Source organism: Salmonella sp. SA14318 (assembly GCF_029866905.1).
Taxonomy (GTDB): Bacteria; Pseudomonadota; Gammaproteobacteria; order Enterobacterales; family Enterobacteriaceae; genus Salmonella; species Salmonella enterica.
Genome location: NZ_CP123282.1, coordinates 4,259,470 through 4,286,355, shown reverse-complemented (window position 1 = coordinate 4,286,355; position 26,886 = coordinate 4,259,470). Strand labels below are relative to the sequence as shown.

Annotated in this window: 9 protein-coding genes; 7 read left to right on the top strand and 2 right to left on the bottom strand. The window is 48.5% G+C overall.

All coding sequences use genetic code 11. The annotated features are described in order from the left end of the window. Nucleotides 1-3: 3 nt before the first annotated feature. Complete coding sequence (gene siiE / locus QEN32_RS20385; RefSeq protein WP_265322060.1) at nt 4-16,683, top strand: non-fimbrial adhesin SiiE; 16,680 nt, start codon at nt 4-6, stop codon at nt 16,681-16,683. Nucleotides 16,684-16,722: 39 nt separating this feature from the next. Further along, a complete protein-coding gene (gene siiF / locus QEN32_RS20380) occupies nt 16,723-18,789 on the top strand; it encodes an SPI-4 type I secretion system protein SiiF (RefSeq protein ID WP_265322059.1) in 2,067 nt (688 codons plus the stop codon). A gap of 277 nt (nt 18,790-19,066) precedes the next feature. On the opposite strand, the gene QEN32_RS20375 is transcribed toward siiF, so the two are convergent. Continuing rightward, nucleotides 19,067-19,348 carry a YjcB family protein gene (locus QEN32_RS20375; RefSeq protein WP_000719058.1) on the bottom strand — a complete coding sequence of 94 codons (282 nt, stop codon included), beginning with the start codon at nt 19,346-19,348 and terminating at the stop codon, nt 19,067-19,069. A 561-nt stretch (nt 19,349-19,909) separates the two neighbouring features. On the opposite strand from QEN32_RS20375, the gene QEN32_RS20370 reads away from it, so the two are divergent. Next, nucleotides 19,910-21,511, top strand: a complete 1,602-nt coding sequence (locus tag QEN32_RS20370; protein WP_080087350.1) for an EAL domain-containing protein — start codon at nt 19,910-19,912, stop codon at nt 21,509-21,511. Here QEN32_RS20370 and soxS read toward each other — a convergent pair. Next, nucleotides 21,499-21,822 (bottom strand): superoxide response transcriptional regulator SoxS, encoded by a 324-nt coding sequence (gene soxS / locus QEN32_RS20365; RefSeq protein WP_000019483.1) that lies wholly within the window; start codon nt 21,820-21,822, stop codon nt 21,499-21,501. The genes QEN32_RS20370 and soxS overlap by 13 nt on opposite strands. A gap of 86 nt (nt 21,823-21,908) precedes the next feature. Between soxS and soxR the strand changes: the two genes are divergently transcribed. The 4 genes from soxR (at nt 21,909) to QEN32_RS20345 (ending at nt 26,820) form a co-directional block, all read left to right on the top strand. After that, on the top strand, nt 21,909-22,367 hold the full coding sequence (soxR, locus tag QEN32_RS20360; protein WP_000412686.1) for a redox-sensitive transcriptional activator SoxR: 459 nt from the start codon (nt 21,909-21,911) through the stop codon (nt 22,365-22,367). Between the two features lie 292 nt (nt 22,368-22,659). Then, nucleotides 22,660-23,328 carry a glutathione S-transferase gene (locus QEN32_RS20355; protein ID WP_000958575.1) on the top strand — a complete coding sequence of 223 codons (669 nt, stop codon included), beginning with the start codon at nt 22,660-22,662 and terminating at the stop codon, nt 23,326-23,328. 346 nt (nt 23,329-23,674) lie between these two features. Then, complete coding sequence (gene ghxP / locus QEN32_RS20350) at nt 23,675-25,024, top strand: guanine/hypoxanthine transporter GhxP (RefSeq protein ID WP_000106901.1); 1,350 nt, start codon at nt 23,675-23,677, stop codon at nt 25,022-25,024. 149 nt (nt 25,025-25,173) lie between these two features. Beyond that, entirely contained in the window at nt 25,174-26,820 is a 1,647-nt protein-coding gene (locus QEN32_RS20345) for a Na+/H+ antiporter (protein ID WP_000402189.1), read from the top strand. Nucleotides 26,821-26,886 lie beyond the last annotated feature (66 nt).

Sequence of the window (26,886 nt, the reverse complement as noted above, 5' to 3'; positions counted from 1 at the left end):
ATTATGGGAAATAAAAGCATACAAAAGTTTTTTGCCGATCAAAATTCTGTAATTGATTTATCTTCTTTGGGTAATGCCAAAGGCGCAAAAGTTTCTCTTTCGGGGCCAGACATGAACATTACCACGCCGCGTGGGTCAGTGATCATTGTCAATGGCGCTCTTTATTCAAGTATCAAAGGCAATAACCTCGCTGTTAAATTTAAAGATAAGACTATTACCGGCGCTAAAATTCTGGGCAGCGTAGATTTAAAAGATATTCAACTGGAGAGAATTGACAGCTCATTGGTTGATTCTGCTCAGGTAGAAAAGAAAGGTAATGGCAAACGACGAAATAAGAAGGAAGAGGATGAATTAAAAAAGCAGCTTGACGATGCTGAAAACGCAAAGAAAGAAGCTGATAAGGCGAAGGAAGAAGCAGAGAAAGCTAAGGAGGCTGCAGAAAAAGCGCTCAATGAAGCGTTTGAAGTACAGAACTCGTCAAAGCAAATGGAAGAAATGCTGCAGGAATTTTTGGCTGACAATGTAGCAAAAGACAATCTGGCTCAGCAAAGCGATGCTTCCCAGCAAAATACACAGGCTAAAGCAACGCAGGCTTCTAAGCAGAACGATGCTGAAAAGGTTCTTCCTCAACCTATTAATAAAAATACCAGCACTGGCAAAAGTAATAGCAGTAAAAATGAGGAAAATAAGCTCGATGCCGAGTCTGTTAAAGAGCCGCTTAAAGTCACATTAGCGCTTGCGGCCGAGAGTAACAGCGGTAGCAAAGATGATAGTATAACTAATTTTACCAAACCTCAGTTTGTAGGTAGCACTGCTCCCAATGCCACGGTCATTATTAAAATTAATGGTATTGCTGTCGGCCAGGCTGTAGCGGATAGTTTGGGTAACTTCACCTTCACAGCGCCTGAAACATTGACTGATGGAACATACAATCTGGAGGCAGAGGCTAAGACTGCTGATGGGAGCGGTAGCGCCAAACTTGTCATTACTATCGATTCCGTTACCGATAAACCAACATTTGAACTTTCGCCTGAAAGTAGTGTGTCCGGTCATAAGGGCTTAACGCCGACCTTGACGCCTTCAATTGTTGGTACGGCGGAAGAGAATGCTAAGGTTGACATTTATGTAGATAATAAACTGGTTGCCAGCGTTGATGTCGATAAAGATGGAAACTGGAGTTATGAATTTAAGGATAATGAATTATCTGAGGGTGAAAATAGTATAAAAGTCGTTGCTGTAGATAAAGCAGGTAATAAAAACGAAACGACGGATAGTATCATAACCGACACCATTCCTCCGGAAAAGCCGACGATTGAGCTGGATGATAGTAGTGATTCCGGCATTAAAAATGACAACATTACAAATAGCACCCTGCCAACATTTATTGGTGTGGCGGAACCCGGTTCTACAGTCTCTATTTATCTTGGACTTAAGCATCTTGGTGAGGTCATTGTTGCTAAAGATGGGACATGGAGCTATACGCTTACTACGCCGCTCAAGGATGGCGAATACAATATAACAGCAACAGCTACTGATATTGCCGGGCATACCTCAGCGACGGCAAATCTGCCTTTTACTATTGATACACGTATCAGCTATTTCAGCGCTGAGATTGAAACGACTGATGATAGCGGTATTGTCGGTGATAACGTTACTAACAATACTCGCCCAACCTTTACAGGTAAAACTGAGCCAAATGCTATTATCAGTGTTATAAATAGTGAAACTGGCGAAGAGGTTGTTTTTAAAGCGAATGACCAGGGTGAATGGACGTTCAATTTCACTTCAGACTCAGTGGAAGGGGTTAACAATCTTACGTTCACTGTTGAAGATGTCGCTGGCAACAAAAAGGATTTTTCCTTTAGTTACGTTATTGATACTGTTGCCCCTGTACCTCCGACAGTTTCTTTGGAAGATTATGTTGTTTTGCCGAATGGTATAATTTTATCAGGGAATGATTTACCGGCTTTAGTCGGTACGGCAGAGCCAAAGTCTACCATCTTATTGATGCGAGATGGTAAATTATATGACAGCATTGAGGTTGATTCAAACGGGACCTGGAATTATCAGTTTAGTAATAAATTTCTTCAGGGCGCCTATGATATTGAAATCATTTCTCAGGATGCCGCCGGCAATAAATCCTCTACTGTTAAATATTCTTTTACTATTCAAACTGAAGTTGTACCTCCAAAAGCGGAACTCGATGCCAGTGATGATTCTGGTGCAAAAGGCGACTGGATTACCAATAAACATAATGCTCTGACATTACTGGGTACAGCGGATAGGTTTGCTACCGTAAATATCCTTATCGATGGTAAAACGATAGGCGTGACGACTGCAGATGCAGACGGTAACTGGAATTTTGATATTTCCCGAAATCTGTCTGACAATGTTTATAAGATTACGGTTGAATCCATCGATCCTTTAGGAAGAACGTCATCTGTAGATTATCAGCTTACCATTGATAGCTTTACGCCGATCCCTACTGTTATGTTGCATGATAGCGCTGACTCTGGCGTTAAAGGCGATATGATTACTAAAATTAATACGCCGTTGTTTACCGGGATGGCTGAAGCTAATGCTAAGGTTTCCATCTATGTTGACGGTGTGTTAAGTGGTGAGGCTATTGCTGGCGATGATGGTGTATGGAATTTTCAATTTACCACAGCGTTATCCGATGGCTCGCATGACGTAACGGTAAAAGTAGAAGATATTGCCGGTAATACTGCCTCTTCATCAGCGTATAATTTCCAAATCGTAACGCAAACGCAAAAACCAACAATAGAGTTGGTCAACGATACGGGGGTTGATAATACAGACCATATTATTAATGAAAAGAATCCTGCACTGACAGGGACCGCTGCACCCTATTCAACGGTTAAACTCTATATTGATGGCGCACTGATCGCTGAGGTCAGAACAAATAAAGATGGCAGATGGGAGTATACCCTGAAAGCCGATCAAGGTTTGGTTGATGGCGATCATAGAATAACCGCTTCAGTTGAAGATATCGCTGGCAACATTGCTCATTCGGATCCTTTCTTAATTAGCGTCGATACTGCTATTTCAATACCGATAGTTTCATTGAGCCCGGATTCAGATTCGGGAATTGCAGATGATAATTTAACGAATATCGTTAAACCTACCTTGCACCTAAAAGATATTGATCCGGACATTATCAGTGTTCAGGTATGGGATGCCGCGTCTGATACGCAGATCGGTGTTGCCACGCAACAACCTGATGGTTCATGGGCCTATACCTTTACTTCAGATTTAACGGAAGGCTTGCATCAGGTTTATGTCAAGGTTGAGGACATTGCGGGTAATAAAGCGAACAGCGCGGTATTCGATTTTACTATCGATACCACAGTATCAACGCCGGTGATTTCCCTGCTTTCTAAGGATGATACGGGGGTTACAGGCGATAACCTGACCAATATCAATAAGCCAGGTTTTGCTATTTCCGGTGTTGATGCCGATGCGCATCGGGTCGTCGTACAGGTGATGCACAATGGCGTGAGCGAAGAGATCGAACTTTCCCACCTCAATGGTAGTTGGTTATTTACACCAGGGAATACGTGGACGGATGGCAGCTACACGTTAACGGTGAAAGTAGAAGATAAGGCAGGAAATACCAACTACTCAGCGCCGCTGACGGTCGTTATCGATACCCAAATCGCCATTGATGGGGTGGAACTGGTCAACGATAGCGGCGTGAAAGGCGATAATATGACCAACGACGACCGTCCCCACTTTCGTGTGACGGTACCTACGGATGTCAATGAAGTCCGTCTGAGCATTGACGGTGGTCATTCGTGGGTTCAGGCAACCCCGGGCGTGGCAGGCAGCTGGGAGTATATCTGGCCGACAGACCTGGCAGATGGTCAATACACGCTAACGGTGGAAGCGACTGATAAAGCAGGCAATACAGTGACGAAGACCATCGATTTCGCGGTGGATACCACGCTGTCGACGCCGGTCATCGTACTGAATAGCGCGGACGATACCGGTGTCCAGGGCGATAACATGACCAATCGCACCCAGCCGACATTTGCCCTGCAGCATATTGATGATGATGCCGTTCGCGTTACGGTCAGCGTGGAGCATGGCGGCGTCACCACCACATTTGACGCCACGAAAGGCACAGGCGGATGGACCTTTACGCCGCCGGCATTATGGGCGGATGGTGATTATACCCTGAGTGTGTCAGTCGAAGATAAAGCGGGGAACACCAGCCATTCTGCATCGCTGACGGTGACGGTGGACACGCAAATCGCCATTAATAACATTGAACTGGTCAATGACAGCGGTATTCCCAACGATAATCTGACTAATAACGTGCGTCCACATTTCCAGGTGACGGTACCGACGGATGTTAACGAGGTACGCCTGAGCATTGACGGCGGCAAGACGTGGGTAACAGCGGCGCTGAAGGCAGCCGGGGTTTGGGAGTATATCTGGCCGGATGATGTGGCCGACGGAGGCTATACCCTGACGGTAGAAGCGACCGATGAGGCGGGAAATAAGGCAACACAGACGCTCGATTTCACCATCGATACCACTCTGTCTGTGCCGACCCTCTCGCTGGACAGCGCAGATGACAGCGGCATCGCGGGCGATAATATCACCAATGTTAAAACGCCGGGCTTTACCCTCAACAATATTGATACCGATGTCAGCAGGGTGATAGTGGAGGTAATGCACAATGGCATTAAACAGGAGGTGCCACTGGTTCAGACCGGCGGACAGTGGCGCTTTGCGCCGACCAGCGACTGGGCGGACGGCGACTATATCCTGACGGTGAAGGTAGAAGATAGGGCCGGAAATGTGAAGCAGTCCGCGCCGTTGACGGTGACAGTGGACACGCATATCGCCATTGACCGTATTGAACTGGTTAACGACAGCGGTATCCCCGGCGATAATCTGACCAATGAAGCGCGTCCGCACTTTCAGGTGACAGTACCGGCGGATGTTAACGGTGTAAGACTGAGCATTGATGGCGGCAAAACGTGGTTTGACGCCACGCAGAGCGCGACGTCGGGCGTCTGGGATTATACCTGGCTGACGAATGTGGCTAACGGCCCTCACACCCTGATGGTGGAAGCGACCGACAAGGCGGGAAACCAGACGACGCAGAAACTGGACTTCATCATCGATACCCTGCTGTCAGAACCGACGATTACCCTGGACAGTGCGGATGATAGCGCCGCTGGCGATAACATCACCAACGTTAAGATGCCAGGCTTTACCCTCGGTAATATTGACGCCGACGTGACCAAAGTGGTGGTGACGGTGGCGCATGATGGTAAGAACCAACAGATAGAGTTGATTAAGAACGGCGGTGTGTGGCGCTTTACGCCGGGCGCAGCCTGGACCGATGGCGACTATACGTTGACGGTAAAGGTAGAAGATAAGGCGGGTAATACAAATTATTCTGCGCCGCTGACGGTGACTATCGATACGCAAACGTCTATTGATCGCATTGAGCTTCTTAATGACACGGGTATTGTCGGGGATAACCTGACCAATGAAGCACGTCCACAGTTTCATATTACGGTACCGACGGACGTGAACTCTGTGCAACTGAGTCTTGATGGCGGCATCAACTGGGTTAACGCAACGCTGACGTCTGACGGCGTTTGGGAGTATATATGGCCGACAGATCTGGTCGAAAATACGTATACCCTGACAGTGAAAGCAACCGATGTTGCAGGCAACACGGCGACGGAAACGCTCAATTTTATCATTGATACCACATTGTCGACACCGACCATCACGCTGGATAGCGCAGATGATAGCGGCACCGCCAACGATAATAAGACTAACGTTAAAACGCCGGGTTTTATTATCGGCGGTATTGATTCTGACGTGACTCAGGTCGTCGTGCAGGTGATGCGCGATGGTCACAGCGAGGAGGTGGAGCTGACGCAGACTAACGGGCAGTGGCGTTTTGTACCCGGCAGCGCGTGGACTGATGGCGACTATACGCTGACGGTAACGGTGAAAGATGAGGCGGGTAATATTCGCCACTCAGCGCCGCTGAAGGTCACTGTCGATACCCAAATCGGCATCGACAATATTGAACTGGTTAACGACAGTGGTATCCCCAATGACAATCTGACCAACAACGTGCGCCCGCAGTTCCAGGTGACGGTACCGACGGATGTCAACGTGGTGCGCCTGAGCATTGACGGCGGCAAAACGTGGTTTAACGCCACACAGAGCGCGACGCCGGGCGTCTGGGATTACACCTGGCTGACCGATGTGGCTAACGGTTCTCACACTCTGACGGTGGAAGCGACCGACGCGGCGGGAAACAAGGCAACACAGAACCTGGAGTTCAACATCGATACCCTACTGTCAGAGCCGACTATCGCTCTGGACAGCACGGACGACAGCGGAACAAAAGGCGATAACCTGACCAACGTGAATAAGCCGACATTTATACTGGGCAATATTGACGCGGACGCACGGTATGTCACGGTTGAGGTGCAGCATGGCGGCACGAAAGAGGTGCTGACGGCCACCAAAGGCGCGACCGGCATCTGGAGCGTGACACCGACCGGTATGTGGGCGGATGGCAGTCATACGCTGACGGTGAGGGTGGAGGATGAAGCGGGTAACGTAAAATACTCAGTGCCGCTGACGATTACGGTCGATACCCAAATCACCATTGATGATATTGAACTGGTTAATGACAGCGGTACTAAGGGCGACAATCTAACTAACGACGCCAATCCACATTTCCGCATCACGGTGCCAGGGGATGTCAACGAAGTCAGTCTGAGTATTGACGGCGGTGTAACCTGGGTTAAGGCGATGCAAAGCTCGACGTCGGGCGTCTGGAATTATACCTGGCCAAAGACATTGGCAGATGATGACTACACGTTAACGGTGAAAGCGACTGATAACGCAGGCAATACGGTGACCAGGACGCTCGACTTCACTATTGATACCACGCTGTCGACGCCGGTTATTGTACTGGATAGTGCGGACGATACCGGTGTCCAGGGCGATAACATGACCAATCGCACCCAGCCGACATTTAACCTGCAACATATTGATGATGATGCCGTTCGCGTTACGGTCAGCGTGGAGCATGGCGGCGTCACCACCACATTTGACGTGACTAAAGACGCAGGAGGATGGACCTTTACGCCGCCGACATCATGGGGGGCGGGTGATTATACCCTGAGTGTGTCAGTCGAAGATAAAGCGGGGAACACCAGCCATTCTGCATCGCTGACGGTGACGGTGGACACGCAAATCGCCATTAATAACATTGAACTGGTCAATGACAGCGGTATTCCCGACGATAATCTGACTAATAACGTGCGTCCGCAGTTCCAGGTGAAGGTACCGACGGATGTTAACGAGGTACGCCTGAGCATTGACGGCGGCAAGACGTGGTTCAACGCTACCCAGAGCGCGACGCCGGGCGTCTGGGATTATACCTGGCTGGCTGATGTGGGAGAGGGTAAGCATACCCTGACAGTGGAGGCGACCGACAAGGCGGGAAACCAGACGACGCAGAAACTGGACTTCATCATCGATACCCTACTGTCAGAACCGACTATCGCTCTGGACAGCACGGACGACAGCGGAACAAAAGGCGATAACCTGACCAGCGTGAATAAGCCGACGTTTATACTGGGCAATATTGACGCGGACGCACGGTATGTCACGGTTGAGGTACAGCATGGCGGCACGAAAGAGGTGCTGACGGCCACCAAAGGCGCGACCGGCATCTGGAGCGTGACACCGACCGGTATGTGGGCGGATGGCAGTCATACGCTGACGGTGAGGGTGGAGGATGATGCGGGTAACGTAAAATACTCAGCGCCGCTGACGGTTACGGTCGATACCCATATTGCCATTGATGATATTGAACTGGTTAATGATAACGGTATTCCCGGCGACAACCTGACCAATGACGTTCGTCCACACTTCCGCGTCACGGTGCCAGGGGATGTCAACGAGGTACGTCTGAGTATCGACGGCGGTAATACGTGGGTTCGTGCAACACAGGGCACGGCAGGGATCTGGGATTACACCTGGCCGAAAGATGTGACCGACGGGCTACATACCCTGACGGTAGAAGCGACCGATAAGGCGGGAAACCAGACGACGCAGACGCTCGATTTTACCATTGATACCCGGCTGTCAACGCCTACCATCGCTATGGATAGCAGGGACGATACAGGTGCCATTGGCGATCATATTACGAGCGTCAAAAGACCGGGCTTTACCATTGGCAATATTGACGCCGATGCGCAATCGGTCATTTTGCGGATCACACAGGGCGGCAATAGCCAGGAAGTGACACTAACCCAGGTTGGAGGACAGTGGCGCTTTACGCCAGATGCTGACTGGGCGGACGGTAGCTATACGCTAACGGTAGAAGTCCAGGATAACGCGGGGAATGTCCGCCAGTCCACGCCGCTGATAGTGACGGTAGATACGCAAACCAGCATTACTGATATTACATTGGTCAATGATCATGGCGTGCCTGATGACAATCTAACTAACAGTACCCGTCCGCAGTTTGAGATCACGGTGCCGGCGGATGTGAATTCTGTGCAACTGAGCATTGATGGGGGCGCAAACTGGGTAAGCGCGGCGCAGGGTATCGAAGGTGTCTGGGGCTATACCTGGCCAACGGATATGGGCGATGGAAAACACACCCTAACCGTCATGGTTACCGACAGAGCGGGCAATACGGCGACGCAAACGCTTGAATTTTTCATCGACACCCGGTTGTCGACGCCGACCATTGCGCTGGATAGCACGGATGATACCGGTACGCCTGGCGATGATATGACCAATCGCACCCGACCGACCTTTATTCTGCAGAATATCGATTCGGATGTTATCAACGTTACAGTCAGCGTCACGCATAATGGAACGACAACCTCGTTTACCGCGACACAGGGGGCTGGAGGATGGAGCTTTACACCGCCAGCGCCGTGGGGCGACGGTGATTATACGCTGACGGTGACAGTGGAGGATCGGGCGGGAAATACGCGTCCGTCTACGCCGCTGACGGTGACAGTGGATACGCAAATAGCCATTGATCGTATTGAATTAGTCAACGATAGCGGCGTCCCTGGCGATAATGTGACAAAACATGTGCGTCCGCAGTTCCAGATCTCGGTACCGGATGATGTGGAAAAGGTTCTTCTGAGTATTGACGGCGGCACGACCTGGGTTACTGCAATCAAGAGTTCGACGGCTGGCATTTGGGATTACACCTGGCCGACGGATATGCCAGAGGGACAGCATACCCTGACCGTGGAAGTGACTGACGGTGCGGGTAATAAGATGACGGAGACGCTCAATTTCACTATCGACATCACGTTGTTGACGCCAACCATTGAGCTGGCGCCCGATCAGGATACCGGACAGAATAAGAACGATAATCTGACCAGCGTCACTCAACCAGTATTTGTGTTGGGGAGTATCGATAAAGATGTTCGACACGTGGAATTGAGTATTGAGCATAACGGCACGTTTAAAACGGTGGTACTCACCGAATCAGCCGACGGCTGGCGCTATCGACCGGATTCTGCTTTGGCGGACGGTAGCTACACATTCACCGTGACGGTAACAGATGTGGCAGGCAACCAGCAAACATCCGCGCCTTTAAAGGTGACGATAGACGGTTCGTTGACTACGCCGGTGATTGAGCTGGCGGCCGGCGAAGATAGCGGTACTGTTGGCGATCGCCTCACCAAACACGATCGGCCTGTGTTCGACATACGCCAGGTTGATTCTGACGTTACGCGCGTGATGGTCAAAGTAACTTACAACGGTAAAACGCACGAGGAAGCGGCGGTATTCACCAATGGTCAATGGCGCTTTACGCCTTCTGCGAGCTGGGCTGATGGCTCATATCAGTTAGCCGTTGTGGTGGAAGATCTGGCGGGGAATGTAAAAGAATCTGCGCCGTTAGAGGTGCGTATTGATACCACGACAACCATTAACAATATCGTATTGCTTAATGATACTGGCGTGCAGAATGATCAATTAACGAATGTTGCTAAACCGTCATTCAGAATTGACGTTCCTGGTGATGTCATCCAGGTACGCGTAACCCTGGATGGTGGCGCTAACTGGAATGTGATACGCAAAAATGCCGACGGACAGTGGATTTTTGACACCCCGAATACTCTGGTTGACGGCACATATACCCTTCGCGTAGAGGCCACGGATCAGGCAGGTAATATTGCGAATAAAGATTTAGTATTTAATATCGATACTAATATACAGGTTCCGACTATTGCTTTAGACGCAGGACAAGATACCGGAGCGAATACCGCCGATAATATCACTAATATTTCACGACCCACCTTTACGATTGGTAATGTTGACCCCGATGTTATCAAAGTCGTGGTGACGATTGATGGTCATGATTATAACGCGACTAAGGTTGGGGCTGGTTGGCAATTTACACCAGGCAATGCCATTCCGGATGGTTCTTATAATATTACCGTTACGGTTGAAGATAAGGCCGGAAATACCGCGACATCGAAACCATTACCTGTTGTGATAGATACGACGGCTGAAATTGAAAGCGTCACGTTGGTTACAGATAGCGGTGATAGCGATGTAGATAACATTACCAAAGTCGACAAGCCGCAGTTTAGTATTGTTACCGCTGATGATATTACCCATGTGCGCGTTAAAATCGATAACGCCGCTAATTGGATTGAACTCACAAAAGGAGGGGATGGCCGCTGGATATTTAATGTCGGTTCGGCATTACCTGATGGGCAACACACTCTCTTGGTTGATGTGACTGATATCGCCGGCAACGTTGCGCAAGAAACGCTGCAGTTTACGATTGATACGACTCTGCGAGAGCCGACAATTGTACTCGATCCCACCCATGATACTGGTGATGATACTAATGATAATCTTACCAGGATTAACAAACCGGTGTTTATTATCGGTAATGTCGATAATGATGTATCACACATTGTGGTTCATATTGATGGTCGGGATTACACCATTGAAAACACAGGGGGGAATTTAACCTTTACGCCGGATCAACCACTGTCTGACGGTCAGCATACGATCTCTGTTACCGTAACGGATATTGCTGGTAATACCAAAACATCGGCCGAACTGAAGATTGAAATCGACACGCAGGTTCAGATTGACAGTGTTACGTTAACAACAGATAGCGGCGTCAACGATCACGATAATGTCACCAATGCTACCCGTCCCTCTTTTGAAATTGCAACGCCTGATGATGTGACATCGGTGCTGGTTTCTTTCGATGGCGTAAACTGGACGCCTGTCAGTAAAAATGCGGCCGGGCAGTGGCAATTTACTGCAGGTAGCGCATTGTCTGATGGTCATTATACTCTCCATGTCCAGGCGACGGATCGGGCAGGGAATACGGCAAATTCCACGCTGGGCTTCACCGTGGATACGCAGATTGACGGCCTGAGCGTCGTGATGCTGGACGACGCCGGAAAGGATTCTACGGATGGTATTACGAATATTACCTCTCCACGTTTTGAAATTTCAGCCAGAGAACCGCTGCAGAGCGTGACGGTAATTTTAAACGGGAAATCCAGCACACTGACTCAGGGGGCAGGTAATAAATGGCTATTTACCCCTGATACACCGTTAGTGGATGGAACTTACAAAATAGAAATAGTGGCTGAAGATATCGCAGGTAATAAAATTAGCAAAGAGGTATCATTCACAATAGACACTGTTGTTTCTGATCCCCGTATTGATTTGCTGGATGCGGATGATACTGGCGAAAGCGCTGTTGATAATATTACGAGTGTCACTAAACCACGTTTCGTTATTGGCAATGTACCCGCCGATATTGATACTGTTGTAATCAGAATTAACGGCGTTTCTTATCCGGTTACGGCAAATGGCAATAACCTCTGGGAATTTCAGGTTCCCGTTGCGCTAAACGATGGCGTATATGAAGCCGTTGTTGTCTTCAGAGATATTGCCGGAAATACTTCTGAAACTAAGCTGCCCTTTACCATTGATACCACGACAAGCGTCAGTGTCAGAATGGAGCCAGCGTCTGATACCGGCAGCTCCAATAGCGATAACCTTACGAATAAGCAAAATCCCAAATTCGAAGGTACTGCGGAGCCTAATGCGAAACTGGTGATTACCATTGTTGACGATAAGTCAGGTCGGGAGGTTCTAAAACACACGATTACGGTTGGCGCCGATGGCAACTGGAGTGTGACGCCGAATATACTGCCGGATGGCATGTATACCATCAACGTCGTCGCAACAGATGTCGCGGGAAATACTGCGCAAACGCAGGAAAGATTCACTATCGATACGGTTACGATCGATCCTACCATTCGCCTTTCGGATCCATCTATTGATGATCAGTATGAAGCAACCAGCCTGCGTCCTGAGTTCAAAGGGCTAGCCGAAGCGTTCTCGACGATTATGATTCAGTGGGATGGGAAAGTGGTCGGCTCGGCAAACGCCAATGCGAATGGCGAATGGAGTTGGACGCCGCCATCAGTATTAGCGCCAGGCTCCTATGTTGTGAGCATTGTTGCCAAAGATAAAGCGGGTAATGAATCGTCGCAGGTCGACTTTCCTGTCGTAATACCTGTTATTGATGTCACGCCTCCAACCATAAAGCTCAGCGAGGAGAGCGATAGTGGTGCCTTAGGAGACTTTACGACGAATAATAAAACGCCGACCCTGGTTGGGAACACGTTACCTAATGCGATTGTGAGTATTTATGTGGATGGCGTGAAGGTCGGCGAGGCGACAGCGGATACAGCGGGTCGATATACTTTCCAGTTATCGGAAATGAAAGATGGCCATTATGTCGTCCAGGTGGGTATCGTCAACCCTCGCGATAATAGCGAACTGCGTTCTACCGCCGTTGATGTCACTATCGATACCGAGGTTGCTGAACTGGTATGGAATATATCTGGAATGCATGAGGGCGGATATATCAATACGGTGACGCCGGAGATTGGCGGCACCAGTGAGCCAAACAGCAAAATCACTATCTTTGTGAATGGCGTTGAAAAAGCGATTGCTTATACGACAGGCGCAGGACACTGGGGCGTAGTATTACCCGCTTTGGGTAATGACGGTAATTATGAATTAACGTTTAAAGTTGAAGACGTTGCCGGCAATATCAGAGAGTTTGGTCCGCAGAATGTAATACTGGATACGGTAATTTCGCCGTTAACCGTGGTATTACGCGAAGCTGATGACAGTGGCAAAGTTGGCGACTGGATCACCAATAAATCTCATGTCACCATCGATGGTACTGCCGAAGCCGGAAGTACTTTAACCATCAGGAATCCGCAGGGGGTGGTTATTGCTACCCTGGTGGTAGGCAATGATGGTCGATGGAGCGCAGAATTAGATCTGCGTGAAGGTAGTAATGCCTTTGTCGTGGTATCGGAAGATAAAGCGGGCAACAGCCAACAAAAAGATATTCTGATAGAACATGATACGCAGATTGAAATCAGCGATATTTCATTAAGTCGGGATACTAATAGCGGTGATAAATATGATCTGATTACCAATAATAAGTCTCCGGTACTGGTTGCCATGACCGATCCCGGCGCGACGGTACAGGTTTATATTAATGGTGTGTTACAAGGCACAGTAGAGGCGAGTTCGTCAGGTAATATTAGCTATACCATGCCGGCAAATAGCGCCGACGGCGAGTATCAGGTGCAATTTGTTGCTACGGATACTGCTGGTAACCGGGTTGAGTCTGCGATTACAACCGTGACAATCGATTCTCAAATTGCTGTCTTTGACATTGATGAAGATTCATTACCGGCCCTCTCTAATAACCGGGCGTTGTCAGTCTCAGGTGTCGGGGAGGCTGGTTCTCAGGTCAGCATCTTTGTCGATGGTAAATTAGTCAACGTTGTTATGGTTGAGGCTGATGGCACATGGCGCGCACCGATACTGCTGCAAGATGATGGTAAGTTTAATATTCATTTCAGCATTACTGACGTTGCTGGTAACACTGAAGTGAGCAAGGATTATAGCGTGGATGTCGATTCATCAACCGACTTCCCAACGCTCAACCTTGAAGATGCGAGCAACTCTGGTTCACTTGACGATCTGATTACTAGTCACAACAAGCCTGTGTTAGTAGGCACCGCAGAAGCGGGAGCCACAATCCATATTTATGTGGATGAAAAGATCGTGGCAAATGTGCTTGTGCTTGAAGATGGAACCTGGTCCTATCAGTTTGATAATGCGTTAAAAGATGGTGAATATTCTATCCGAGTGGTTGCCGAAGACCCGGCAGGTAATACGGCAGAATCGCCTCGCTTACTCGTCACGATAGATACCAGTACGTTTATCGATAATCCTGTTATGATGGCAGGTTCTGATAACGGTATTTTCAGTAATGATAGTATAACGAGTCAAACCCGGCCTGCGTTTAGTATTTTTGGAGAAATGAACCAGAGTGTTCAGATTTTCATTGATGGAGTGCTAGTCGATACGATCACGGTGACGGACAGAAATCAAGTTTATCGACCTGAGTCACCGTTGGGCGATGGTTCCCATAGCATTTATTATGTTATCACCGATAAAGCAGGCAACACGGCTACCTCGAAAACGCTAAACTTTACTATCGATACCTTTAATACGACGCCTGTCGCCATTGATTCTATCGGCGGACAAACGTTAGCAGAGATGACCGGTAGTGATGGCAAAATATATATAACGGACACGACACGTAACTTATTGTTTAGTGGCAGTGCCGAGCCCAATAGTAAAATAGAAATCATCATTAATGGCTTAAATGTGGGGGAAGTTTGGGTTAATGACAAAGGCCACTGGCAGATGCCGGTGAACCCGCTTTATTTCACAGAAGGCCAGCTGGATATCACTGTTAAATCTACGGACCGTGCTGGTAACGTCAATCAGGAAAAGTATTCCATTTGGGTCGATACGCATATCCAGGTATTTACCAGCGAGCTTGATGACAATAAATCATCATCGAAAACGGACTGGTGGAGTAATAGCTCCACTATTACCATGAGAGGTATGGGGGAAATTGGCGCTACGGTATCATTAATCGTGGCAGGGGTCACGCTGGCAACCGCTGTCGTTGCGGCTAATGGGCAGTGGGAGTTATCGACCGATCAGCTTCCGGAAGGGAAATACGATATCACTTTGAGTATTGAGGATAACGCAGGCAACCGTAAGGAAGAGGTACATGAAATATTTATTGATCGAACGCCGCCAAACGCTCCGGTCGTAACTTATTCAGATATTGTCAACGATCTAATTATTATGCAGGGAACGGCGGAAGCCAAATCTCAGCTAATAATAACCGATAGTAATGGAAATACTTATACGTTAACCGTTCCTGATAATGGTAAATGGAGTATGGCGATTCCGTATCCATCGGAAGGGAAGTTTACCATTACGAGTGTGGATGCGATTGGTAACCGGAGTGATGATGTCCCTCTCGATATCATGAAAGAGGTTCCCGTTATTTCATTATCTCCAGACTCGGACAGTGGTACGGTGGGCGATAATATTACGCGAGATAAGCAACCTACCTTTATTATCGGGAATCTGGAAAGCGATGTTGTGGTCGTTCAGGTCGATATCAATGGGACCGTATATAATGCTGAAAAAAATGCCGATGGCGTTTGGTTCTTTACGCCAGGTACACCGTTAGCTGATGGTTCCTATACGATATCGGTAATCGCAAGCGATGCCGCGGGTAATCAGAAAAACTCGTTACCCATTACCGTTACGATCGACAGTACGCTGACCGTGCCGGAGATTGCGCTGGCAGCAGGTGAAGACAATGGCGCTTCAGACAGCGATAACGTGACGAATCACAATCACACCCAGCCTAAGTTCACGCTGCAGCATATTGATGCTGATGTGACCGGGGTGACTGTAAACGTGACGCATAATGGCGTGACAGACATCTATCAGGCGACGCAAGGCGCGGATGGCTGGACCTTCACGCCGCCAGCCGCCTGGAATGATGGTACCTACACGCTGAGCGTGACGGTGGTGGATCGCGCGGGGAACTCACTGCAATCTGCTTCGCTGGAGGTGACGGTTGACTCAACGGTGACGGTAACAGCGGATAGCCAGCATGACGATGCGAGCGATGACGCCACGGCAACAGCGGTTACTCCACCGGAGTCTGAAACAGTGAATGCCGAAAGCGCTACGCATCTTCGTACAGTGCCGTCGGCGGCGGAAGAAAGCGTGGTGAAGGAGACAGCCTATAGTATTACATTGTTAAACGCTGACTCTGGGGATGAAATAGATCGTTCAATTAGTCAGACACCTTCTTTTGAAATATCAGTACCTGAGAATATTGTTAATGTCAGTGTTATGTTTGAAGGAGAAGAGTTTACTCTGCCGATAACTAACCAGAAAGCAATATTCGAAGTTCCGCTATCTTTGGAAGATGGTGAATATACTATGGACGTGAAATTCATTGATAAGGACGATGATTTCCTGATTAAGGAGAAAACATTCTCAGTCGATCACTCCTCGGCGGATATTGTGAACGCAATGAATGCAAGAGGAAAGACCGAGGATGATATTAATGATTCCCCTTCAACGAGTTCTGTAGGGCACAATAACGGCGCTATTGATGTTTTCGCCGTTAATGAAGTTACGCTACCTGTAGATAATCAAGAAGAACACGCATAATAACGGAGGCCCCTCACCTTTGGGTGAGGGGGTTTACTTATGGATAAAAAACTAGAACCTTATTATTTAAGTGCGGAAACGGCATTATCTATAGTGTCTAAAAAATTCAACATAAAAATTGACATCAAAGAGGATGATATAAATTTAAGATTTAAAAAGTACGACAGAAATAACACTGACGACTCTATACAAATGAAGAATTTCTTTTTGTCGTTAGGGCTTTCTCTACAGGATATATTATTTAATAATGGTGAGGATTTACTAAATGAGCCTATGCCGATTTTACTATTAACACCAGAAATGAAGTGGATGGTGTGTGTGAGCGGCGGGCAAAAAATAAAGTTGGTAAACGCGCGCGGTGAACTCTGTTATGTTGAAATTGAAGATGAATATTTAAAAGAGTTATCTGCATTTAGCATACTACCTTTAAATAAAGTTGTTGATAGTATAAGAGTAAAAAATATCATAAAAAACTCTTTATCGATGAACAAGATTTTTTATACTAAATACTTCTTTTCATCTCTTTTTATGGCAATTTTTGCGTTAACTATCCCAGTATTTAGTAATCTATTCTATGATAAGCTTGTTCCAAGTGCTTCGGTTTCATCTTTATTTGGCGTGGCTATAATTGTTGCTGTATTTATTGTTTTTGAGTTTATCCTTCGTACTTCGAAAGATATTTATCAGTCTATCACAGCAAGGCAGGATGACGTCGATATTGATATCGCCTTTCTTGAAGCGGTACTTTATAGTAAAAAGAAAAATGGCAGATCCATGTCATCAGCATTTGTGCTATGGAATGAGTTTCAGAAAATTAAACCCGTTTTATTAAACTCGATCTTTCAACGTATAGCCGATATTCCAATATTTATTATATTTCTCATTGTTATATATGTAAATTTAGGTCTGGTCGTTATTGTACCTATTACCATGTTTATCGTCTCTATTATTATTTCCCTCGTTAACCACCATTATACTAATGAGTTAATGAACAAACAAAAAGAAGGACAGAAGAACAGGAATATTTTTATCTCAGAAGTTTTCTTATCTATTAAAATGATCCATACCTTAAATAATCAAGGTTTACTTTTTGATTGGGTTAATACATCAAATGAACAGTCGTATCTTAACCTGAAGATAAGGAAATTAAATCTTATCTATCAATCTATATTGGGGAGTATGTCATCTATTACCCAAATAACTATTATGGTAATAGCCTTTTTTATGGTAATCAAGGGTGATGTTACTACTGGCGCAATTGTTTCATCTGTCATTGTCTCTGGTCGTATTTCCGGGATCATTTCGAATTTTTCTTCTACATTAATCTCTATTTTATCAGCAGAAAAAACCGGTAAGGATCTGCTTTCTTTTTTTGATGAAGATCAGGCAGAAAAAACACCGGCATTACAGTCCATATCAAAGTGCAATGGCGATATCTCTATCCGGGGCGTGAGTTATCAGTATGACGCTCAATCTCCGATGATTATTAATCGACTGTCTATAGACATACCTGCGGGGCAGCGTGTCGCAGTGATAGGCGAATGCGGAGCAGGAAAAAGCTCATTACTGGGAATGCTATCTGGCTACCTTTCGCCAACAGACGGTGCCATTTTATATGATGGATATAACTTAGGACATTTATCGCAGAACTTTTTTTCTCAGCATTTAAGCGTGGTGACGACACATGATGTTTTATTCACCGGAACCATTGAAAGTAATTTCGCGTTAAAACCGCAAAACGACAGGGGCCGGGTACTCAAGGCGCTTCAGCTGGCGAACTGTGGTTTTATCTTGCAACATCCTATGGGGCTGAAGTTTCCGGTGAATTTTATGGCTAAAAACCTGTCATCCGGACAGCAGCAGCAGTTATTATTAGCACGTAGTCTGAGTAGTGACGCCAGCGTCTTTTTATGGGATGAACCAACATCAAATCTGGATGAGAATACCGAGAAGCAAATTTTTGATAACTTAGATGAGTTTATTCATGGGAAAACGTTGATCATGGTGACGCATCGTCGATATCTGATAAAGTATTTTGACCGGGTCCTGGTAATGAAAGGTGGAAAAATAATCCGTGATTGTTCTCCGGATAAATTATTAATGTAAAATAAGCAGCGCTTGTCGCTGTTATCAGGTGGTACTGCTTAATAAAAAAGACCCGTTGCACAAACGGGTCTTTTTTGTCATTTAACGAGTCGGCAACGTCTTCAATAAGTTTAGCTCGATTCTGTTAGGGCTATTCCACTTGCCATTTTTGGATAACCACACCTGGCGGCCCTCATCAACGGCAATGCGAGGGACGTGATGGTTCGCAAGGCTACCCCTGGCGCGCGATTCCGCGTTGAGATAACCGGTGGGCGGCTTCAGCGGCAGCGATAGCGTATCAGGTCAGCACCATCGGCCATTCTGGCGGGGTCTGGCTCATCGTTTCGACCATTACGGCTTCAATGTTATGCCAGATCGCAGCGAGATCCATCATGGTAATACCGAGTAAACCGGTGGCAAACCAGCAGGCGGATACCACGCCCAGACCGCTACTGATCACCGCCAGACCAATATAATCTGATTTACGGAAACGGATATTGAGCGTGCTGGCTAAAAACATGAGCACGGCGCTCAGCAGTTGCCAACGGAGAAGAACGACACCAGTGGTTATGGCAGCCATGAAACATTTCCTCTGAATAGACCTTTGTCCAGGACAGCGCGGCGTTGCTCCCGGGAAGCATGGGATATTCTGGCTATCGACGGACGTCACATCAACATCGAATGAAACATTGTTTCTATTTCATTGTTTTTGTGAACTATATCACAAAAACCAGCTTGTTCGCCAGATCGGCAATGTATTTTTTGTGCGTTTTATAAGCGTATTTTTTGTGTGACTTCTACGCGTCCGTAGAGAAACTGCCGGAAAGCAAAGATGTATTATTACTACTCTTTTATTTTTTTCGTGAAATTCAGACCTGATAAAAATATCAAGTTATTTATCAAAAGAAAGGAGTAAAGATGTATACCCCATCGTTTACTTGAGTATAAATCTGATATTATCAAAAATATTTAGTGTCCTGCCTGGTATGCGAAAGAGATTGCGCGTAGTTATTAATGGTAAATGTTGATCGGTAAAAGTCTGTTGCTAATATTGATAAATTCATGCACCGTAAACCTCCATTTGGTTCACGTCTTATTTTGCCAACAATAGTCACAAATAATGCAGGGAAATAGGCTGAAAATGAGTCAAAGCACACGACGCAAGGTGTTGAGATTTCTCGGAACGATCATTGTGGTGTTACTTCCTGTATTGCTGGCGATCTGGTTTGCTCATATCCGGGCAGTCTCTGAAACCAGAAATCAGTTACATTCATTTGCGCAGTTGGTATTAGATAAAACGGAGCGGGTTATCCTGCAAGCGAATTTAGCCCGCGATGCCGCTGAACAATATCAGGGGCAAGCCTGTACGCCAGCCCATCAACAGCGAATGCTGAATATTATCCGCGGTCGTTTGTACATTAATGAGTTGATTTATGCTAAGGGCCAGCGTTTTCTATGCTCTACGGTTATGACGCCAACAAGTCCTTATTTTATTCCCCGCGCTGACTATAAACGAAAGCCTGACATCGCTATTTATTACTATCGTGATACGCCTTTTTTCAACGGTTATAAAATGACATATATGCAGCGGGGAAACTATGTCGCGGTTATCAATCCCTTATCTTATAGCGAGGTGATGTCAGACGATCCGGCGTTGGCCTGGGGAATGTATGATACGGTGACCAACACCTTTTTCTCCCTGAGTGAACAGGCGCAGGCTGATCAGCTATTACCTTTGGTACGACGGAGTGAACCTGTGTTCCAACAGGGTGAGCGTTTTTATACTCTGGTTAAATCAGCAAAACGACCGGTTGCCGCGATTGTGTCAACCTCAAAGCAACGCTTTTACCAGAACCTCTTTCATCAGCTTACGTTAACGCTACCGTTAGGGATCATCTGTAGCATTATCGTCTTATTTATGTGGTCACGATCCCGGCAGGCATATTACTCACCGCGTCGATTGCTGCAACGGGCCATTACCAGGCACCAGCTTTGCCTTCATTATCAGCCGATCATTGATATCCGAAACGGGACATGTGTAGGTGCCGAAGCGCTATTGCGTTGGCCGGGCTATCACGGTCCGGTGATGAGCCCGTGCGAATTTATTCCGCTGGCGGAAAAAGAGGGGATGATTGAGCAGATCACCGATTATGTCGTCGAAGAGGTATTTAATGATTTAGGTGGTTTTCTGGCCGCACACCCGCATCTTTATGTCTCTATCAATCTCTCTGCCGCCGATTTTCTCTCTTCCCGACTAATTGTGATGATTCATGAAAAAACGCGTCAGCATTCAGTGCTTGCGCAACAGATAAAAGTTGAAGTGACCGAGCGCGGATTTATTGATGTGCCTAAAATGACGCCGATTATTCAGGCGTTTCGCCAGGCGGGATACGAGGTGGCAATTGATGACTTTGGTACCGGCTATTCGAACTTGCATAACCTGTACTCATTAAATGTCGACCTTTTAAAAATTGATAAATCTTTTGTCGACACGCTAACCACTAATAGCGCCAGCCATTTGATTGTGGAACATATTATTGAAATGGCGCAAAGTTTGCGGCTAAAAATCATTGCTGAGGGGGTTGAAACGGCTGAACAGGTTAGCTGGTTGCTAAAACGCGGCGTTCAGTATTGTCAGGGATGGCACTTTGCGAAGGCGTTACCACCGCAGGAATTCATCGCCTGGCTACAACAAACGCCCGCGCCTCTGACGATACGCGGGCAGAGGCCCTACAGGCGGTGACGGTAATCGCTGGGAGTGCGATCGAACTCGCGGCGGAATACACGCGAGAAGGTTTGCTGCGATACATAGCCCAGATCCATCGCGATATCAAAAATCGGGCGCTCGGTCGTTCGTAGCTCAACGGCCGCCAACAGGAGACGGCGCTGGCGAATATACTCGCCTAATGTTTGATGCGTTACCGTACGAAACATCCGCTGCAAATACCACTTGGAGTAGCCCGATTTTTTTGCCACCACATCAATGTTTAGCGGTTGGTCGATATGTTCATCAATCCATTCGATAAGGGTCTGAATTATCTGCTGATGCGACATATTGTTGCCTCTTAAACAGTATTCGATTCGTCGTTTTGTCTGCGGGCGAGTATAATTCCTCAAGTTAACTTGAGGTAAAGCGATTTATGGAAAAAAAATCTCCCCGTTTAAAAGCCTTACTGACGCCGGGGGAAGTTGCGAAACGTAGCGGTGTTGCTGTGTCCGCCCTGCACTTCTATGAAAGCAAAGGGCTAATTACCAGTATCCGTAATAGCGGTAACCAACGGCGATACAAGCGTGACGTGTTGCGTTATGTCGCGATTATCAAGATCGCCCAGCGTATCGGCATCCCGCTGGCAACTATCGGCGACGCGTTTGGTATCTTGCCGGAAGGACATACGTTAAGCGCGAAAGAGTGGAAGCAGCTCTCATCGCAGTGGCGCGAAGAGTTAGACCGACGTATTCATACGCTGGTGGCGTTGCGCGATGAGCTGGACGGTTGTATCGGCTGCGGCTGTTTATCGCGTAGCGACTGTCCGCTGCGAAATCCAGGCGACAGGCTTGGCGAACACGGGACGGGTGCCCGGCTGCTTGAAGATGATTAACATGCACTCGGCCATCGGGCTGAGTTCACCTAAAACTAAAGCGCCGCTAAGGGCGCTTTAGTTTGTTTCCGGTCTTTGTCTTTCGCTCTATCCCGCTGATTACAGGAGGGTTTCCCCCGACGTCAACACCCCTCATATCGAGCACGTGGTGGAGGTTCCGGTTTGTGTTGATACTGTAAGTGTAAGCGACGACGCCCTGTTCGCCAGCGAAATGCTGATTTTTTAGCCGAAATTTTTACGGCAACTGCCATAATTTTCTATAGTTAGTTGGCATACCTTACAGGAGACAGCCATGCTGACGGTGCACCATTTAAATCAGTCTCGTTCGCAGCGCATCCTCTGGGCGCTGGAAGAGCTGGCGTTGCCTTACCAGATTGTGCGTTACCAGCGTGAAAAGACCATGCTGGCGCCGCCGGCATTGAAAAAAGTGCATCCGCTGGGCAAGTCTCCGGTTATCGAAGATCACGGTATGGTTATTGCGGAATCGGGCGCCATCCTGGAATATTTGCAGGACACTTACGACAGTATCGGACGCTTTAAACCTGCGGATGCGCAGGGGAAACAACACTATCGATTCTGGCTACATTACGCTGAAGGTTCGCTCATGCCCTTGCTATTGATGAGACTGCTCTTTACCTCTCTGGGTAAACCGCCGGTACCATTGGGTCTGCGAACGTTGGGCGGCGTTATCGGTAAGGGCGCGCAAAAAGCGTACCTCAATCCGCAACTGGAAACCCATGCGCGCTTTATTGACGGGCATCTGGCAAATCACCCCTGGTTTGCCGGAGAGCAGTTAAGTATGGCGGATATCCAGATGAGCTTCCCGCTATTTGCGCTGCTTGCCCGAGGCGGGATCGCTCATCTCGACCATATCAACGCATGGAAAGCGCGGGTAGAAATGCGTCCAGCCTGGCAGCGAGCGATTCAGCAGGGCGGTCCGTTTACCATTCCCGGCGGATAATGGCGTTTTTGTGAGCAGATTGCGCAACGTATTTGCTAACAGCGATGCGAAAAATTGTTGCTGGATTGCGCAGGGACGATAACGTTTGCGCATCGTCTGGCGATTTATTGAGCATACTAAGCAGAAAAGCATAAAAAGCGGCAAAGTTCAGTTGAAAAAGCGTTGATGATCGCTGGATAATCGTTTGCTTTTTTTTGCCACCCGTTTTGTATACGTGGAGCTAAACGTTTGCTTTTTTGCGGCGCCCCGGTTGTCGTAAATGTAGCACAAGGAGATAACGTTGCGCTGTTAGTGGATTACCTCCCACGTATACCGACGAATAATAAATTCTCAGGGGATGTTTTCTATGTCTACGCCTTCAGCGCGTACCGGCGGTTCACTCGACGCCTGGTTTAAAATTTCACAACGCGGGAGCACCGTTCGCCAGGAAGTCGTTGCTGGCTTAACCACGTTTCTTGCGATGGTTTACTCCGTCATCGTGGTGCCAGGGATGCTGGGTAAAGCCGGGTTCCCGCCTGCTGCCGTCTTTGTAGCGACCTGCCTGGTCGCAGGCGTCGGCTCTATTGTTATGGGGCTATGGGCGAATCTGCCGCTGGCTATCGGTTGCGCTATCTCGTTGACGGCGTTTACCGCGTTTAGCCTGGTCCTGGGGCAGCATATTAGCGTCCCGGTCGCGCTTGGCGCCGTATTCCTGATGGGCGTACTGTTTACCATTATCTCCGCCACCGGCATTCGTAGCTGGATTTTGCGTAACTTGCCACAGGGCGTGGCCCACGGGACCGGTATCGGTATTGGCCTGTTTTTGTTGCTGATTGCCGCCAACGGCGTCGGCCTGGTCATTAAAAACCCGCTGGATGGCCTGCCGGTCGCGCTGGGCGATTTCGACACCTTCCCGGTGATTATGTCGCTTGTGGGGCTGGCTGTTATTCTCGGTCTGGAAAAGCTGAAAGTCCCCGGCGGCATTCTGTTGACCATTATTGGCATTTCTATTGTGGGTTTGCTCTTCGATCCTAACGTCCATTTTTCCGGCATTTTCGCTATGCCTTCGTTGAGCGATGAAAACGGCAACTCGCTGATCGGCAGCCTGGATATTATGGGCGCGTTAAACCCTGTCGTTCTGCCAAGCGTACTGGCGCTGGTGATGACGGCGGTGTTTGATGCGACCGGAACGATCCGTGCGGTCGCAGGGCAGGCTAATCTGCTGGACAAAGATGGACAAATTATCGATGGCGGTAAAGCGCTAACCACCGACTCCCTGAGTAGCGTTTTCTCCGGCCTGGTCGGGGCGGCGCCAGCCGCGGTGTATATCGAGTCTGCGGCCGGTACGGCGGCGGGTGGTAAAACGGGCCTGACGGCGATTACCGTGGGCGTGCTGTTTTTGCTGATCCTGTTTCTTTCGCCGCTCTCTTATCTCGTTCCCGTCTACGCAACCGCCCCGGCGCTCATGTATGTCGGTCTGCTGATGCTGAGTAACGTGGCGAAAATCGATTTTGCTGATTTCGTCGATGCGATGGCGGGGCTGGTAACGGCTGTATTTATTGTGCTGACCTGTAACATTGTCACCGGGATTATGATCGGCTTTGCCACGCTGGTCGTCGGGCGTCTGGTTTCCGGCGAATGGCGTAAGCTGAATATCGGAACTGTCGTCATTGCGGTCGCGCTGGTCGCTTTTTATGCCGGCGGTTGGGCTATCTAGCTCTGCCTTCATTCTGAAAAACGGGCGGCGTTGGCCGCCCGTTTTCATTTTCAGGACACATCACGTTACCTTTTGCGTTAATCTGAAGAAGGTGAAACCGAGGCATGATGCCTTTCTCCATCATAAAAAACATCGCAAACAGGGAACGCATGGAAATTTTCTTCACAATACTCATCATGACCCTTGTGGTCTCGCTGTCGGGGGTATTTACGCGTGTATTACCCTTCCAGCTTCCTTTACCCCTTATGCAGATCGCCATTGGCGCGCTGTTGGCGTGGCCGACGTTTGGTTTGCATGTGGAATTCGACCCGGAACTCTTCCTGGTGCTGTTTATTCCGCCGCTGCTGTTTGCGGATGGCTGGAAGACGCCGACCCGTGAATTTCTTGAGCATGGACGAGAGATTTTCGGGCTGGCGCTGGCGCTGGTCCTGGTAACGGTCGTGGGAATCGGCTTCCTGATTTATTGGCTGGTGCCCGGCATTCCGCTGATCCCCGCCTTTGCGCTGGCCGCCGTGCTGTCGCCGACCGATGCGGTAGCGCTCTCCGGAATTGTGGGCGAGGGGCGCATCCCGAAAAAAATCATGGGCATTCTGCAGGGAGAGGCGTTAATGAACGACGCCTCCGGTCTGGTATCGCTGAAATTCGCCGTCGCGGTGGCGATGGGGACGATGGTCTTTACCGTCGGCGGCGCGACGCTGGAATTTTTTAAGGTCGCTATCGGCGGTATTCTGGCGGGTTTTGTGGTCAGTTGGCTGTATGGCCGCTCGCTGCGTTTTTTGAGCCGCTGGGGCGGCGATGAGCCCGCGACGCAAATTGTCCTGCTGTTTCTGCTGCCCTTCGCGTCTTACCTGATTGCCGAACATATTGGCGTCTCAGGCATCCTGGCCGCGGTTGCCGCCGGGATGACCATCACCCGTTCTGGCGTAATGCGCCGCGCGCCGCTGGCAATGCGTTTGCGCGCGAACAGTACCTGGGCGATGCTGGAATTTGTCTTTAACGGTATGGTCTTTCTGCTGTTGGGACTGCAATTGCCGGGTATTCTGGAATCTTCGCTGGCGGCGGCGGAAGCTGACCCGAATGTCGAAACCTGGATGCTCTTTACCGATATCGTGCTGATTTATGCGGCATTGATGCTGGTTCGCTTCGGCTGGCTGTGGACCATGAAAAAGTTCAGCCTGCGCTTTTTGAAGAAGAAACCGATGGAGTTCGCCAGCTGGACGTCGCGTGAAATTCTGATTGCTTCCTTCGCTGGCGTTCGTGGGGCGATCACCCTGGCTGGTGTGCTCTCTATACCGTTACTTTTGCCGGATGGCAGCGGATTTCCGGCGCGTTATGAACTGGTATTCCTGGCGGCTGGCGTCATTCTGTTCTCGTTGTTTGTCGGCGTGATCATGCTGCCGCTGCTGTTGCAACATCTGGAAGTCGCCGATCATGCGCAACAGTTGAAAGAGGAGCGTATCGCCCGCGCGGCGACGGCGGAAGTGGCGATTGTCGCCATTCAGAAAATGGAAGAGCGTCTGGCGGCGGATACCGAAGAAAACATCGATAATCAGTTGCTTACTGAAGTAAGCTCGCGTGTCATTGGTAACTTGCGTCGCCGTGCCGATGGGCGAAACGATGTCGAAAGCTCCATACAGGAAGAAAACCTGGAGCGACGTTTCCGTCTGGCGGCGCTGCGTTCCGAACGCGCCGAGTTGTATCATCTGCGCGCCACGCGAGAAATCAGCAATGAAACATTGCAAAAGCTGCTGCACGACCTGGATTTGATGGAAGCGCTACTGATAGAAAATCAGTAGTCCTTGTGGCCCGGTGGCGCCATGCTTACCGGGCCTACAAGTAGGCCCGGTAAGGTGCTTGCGCCG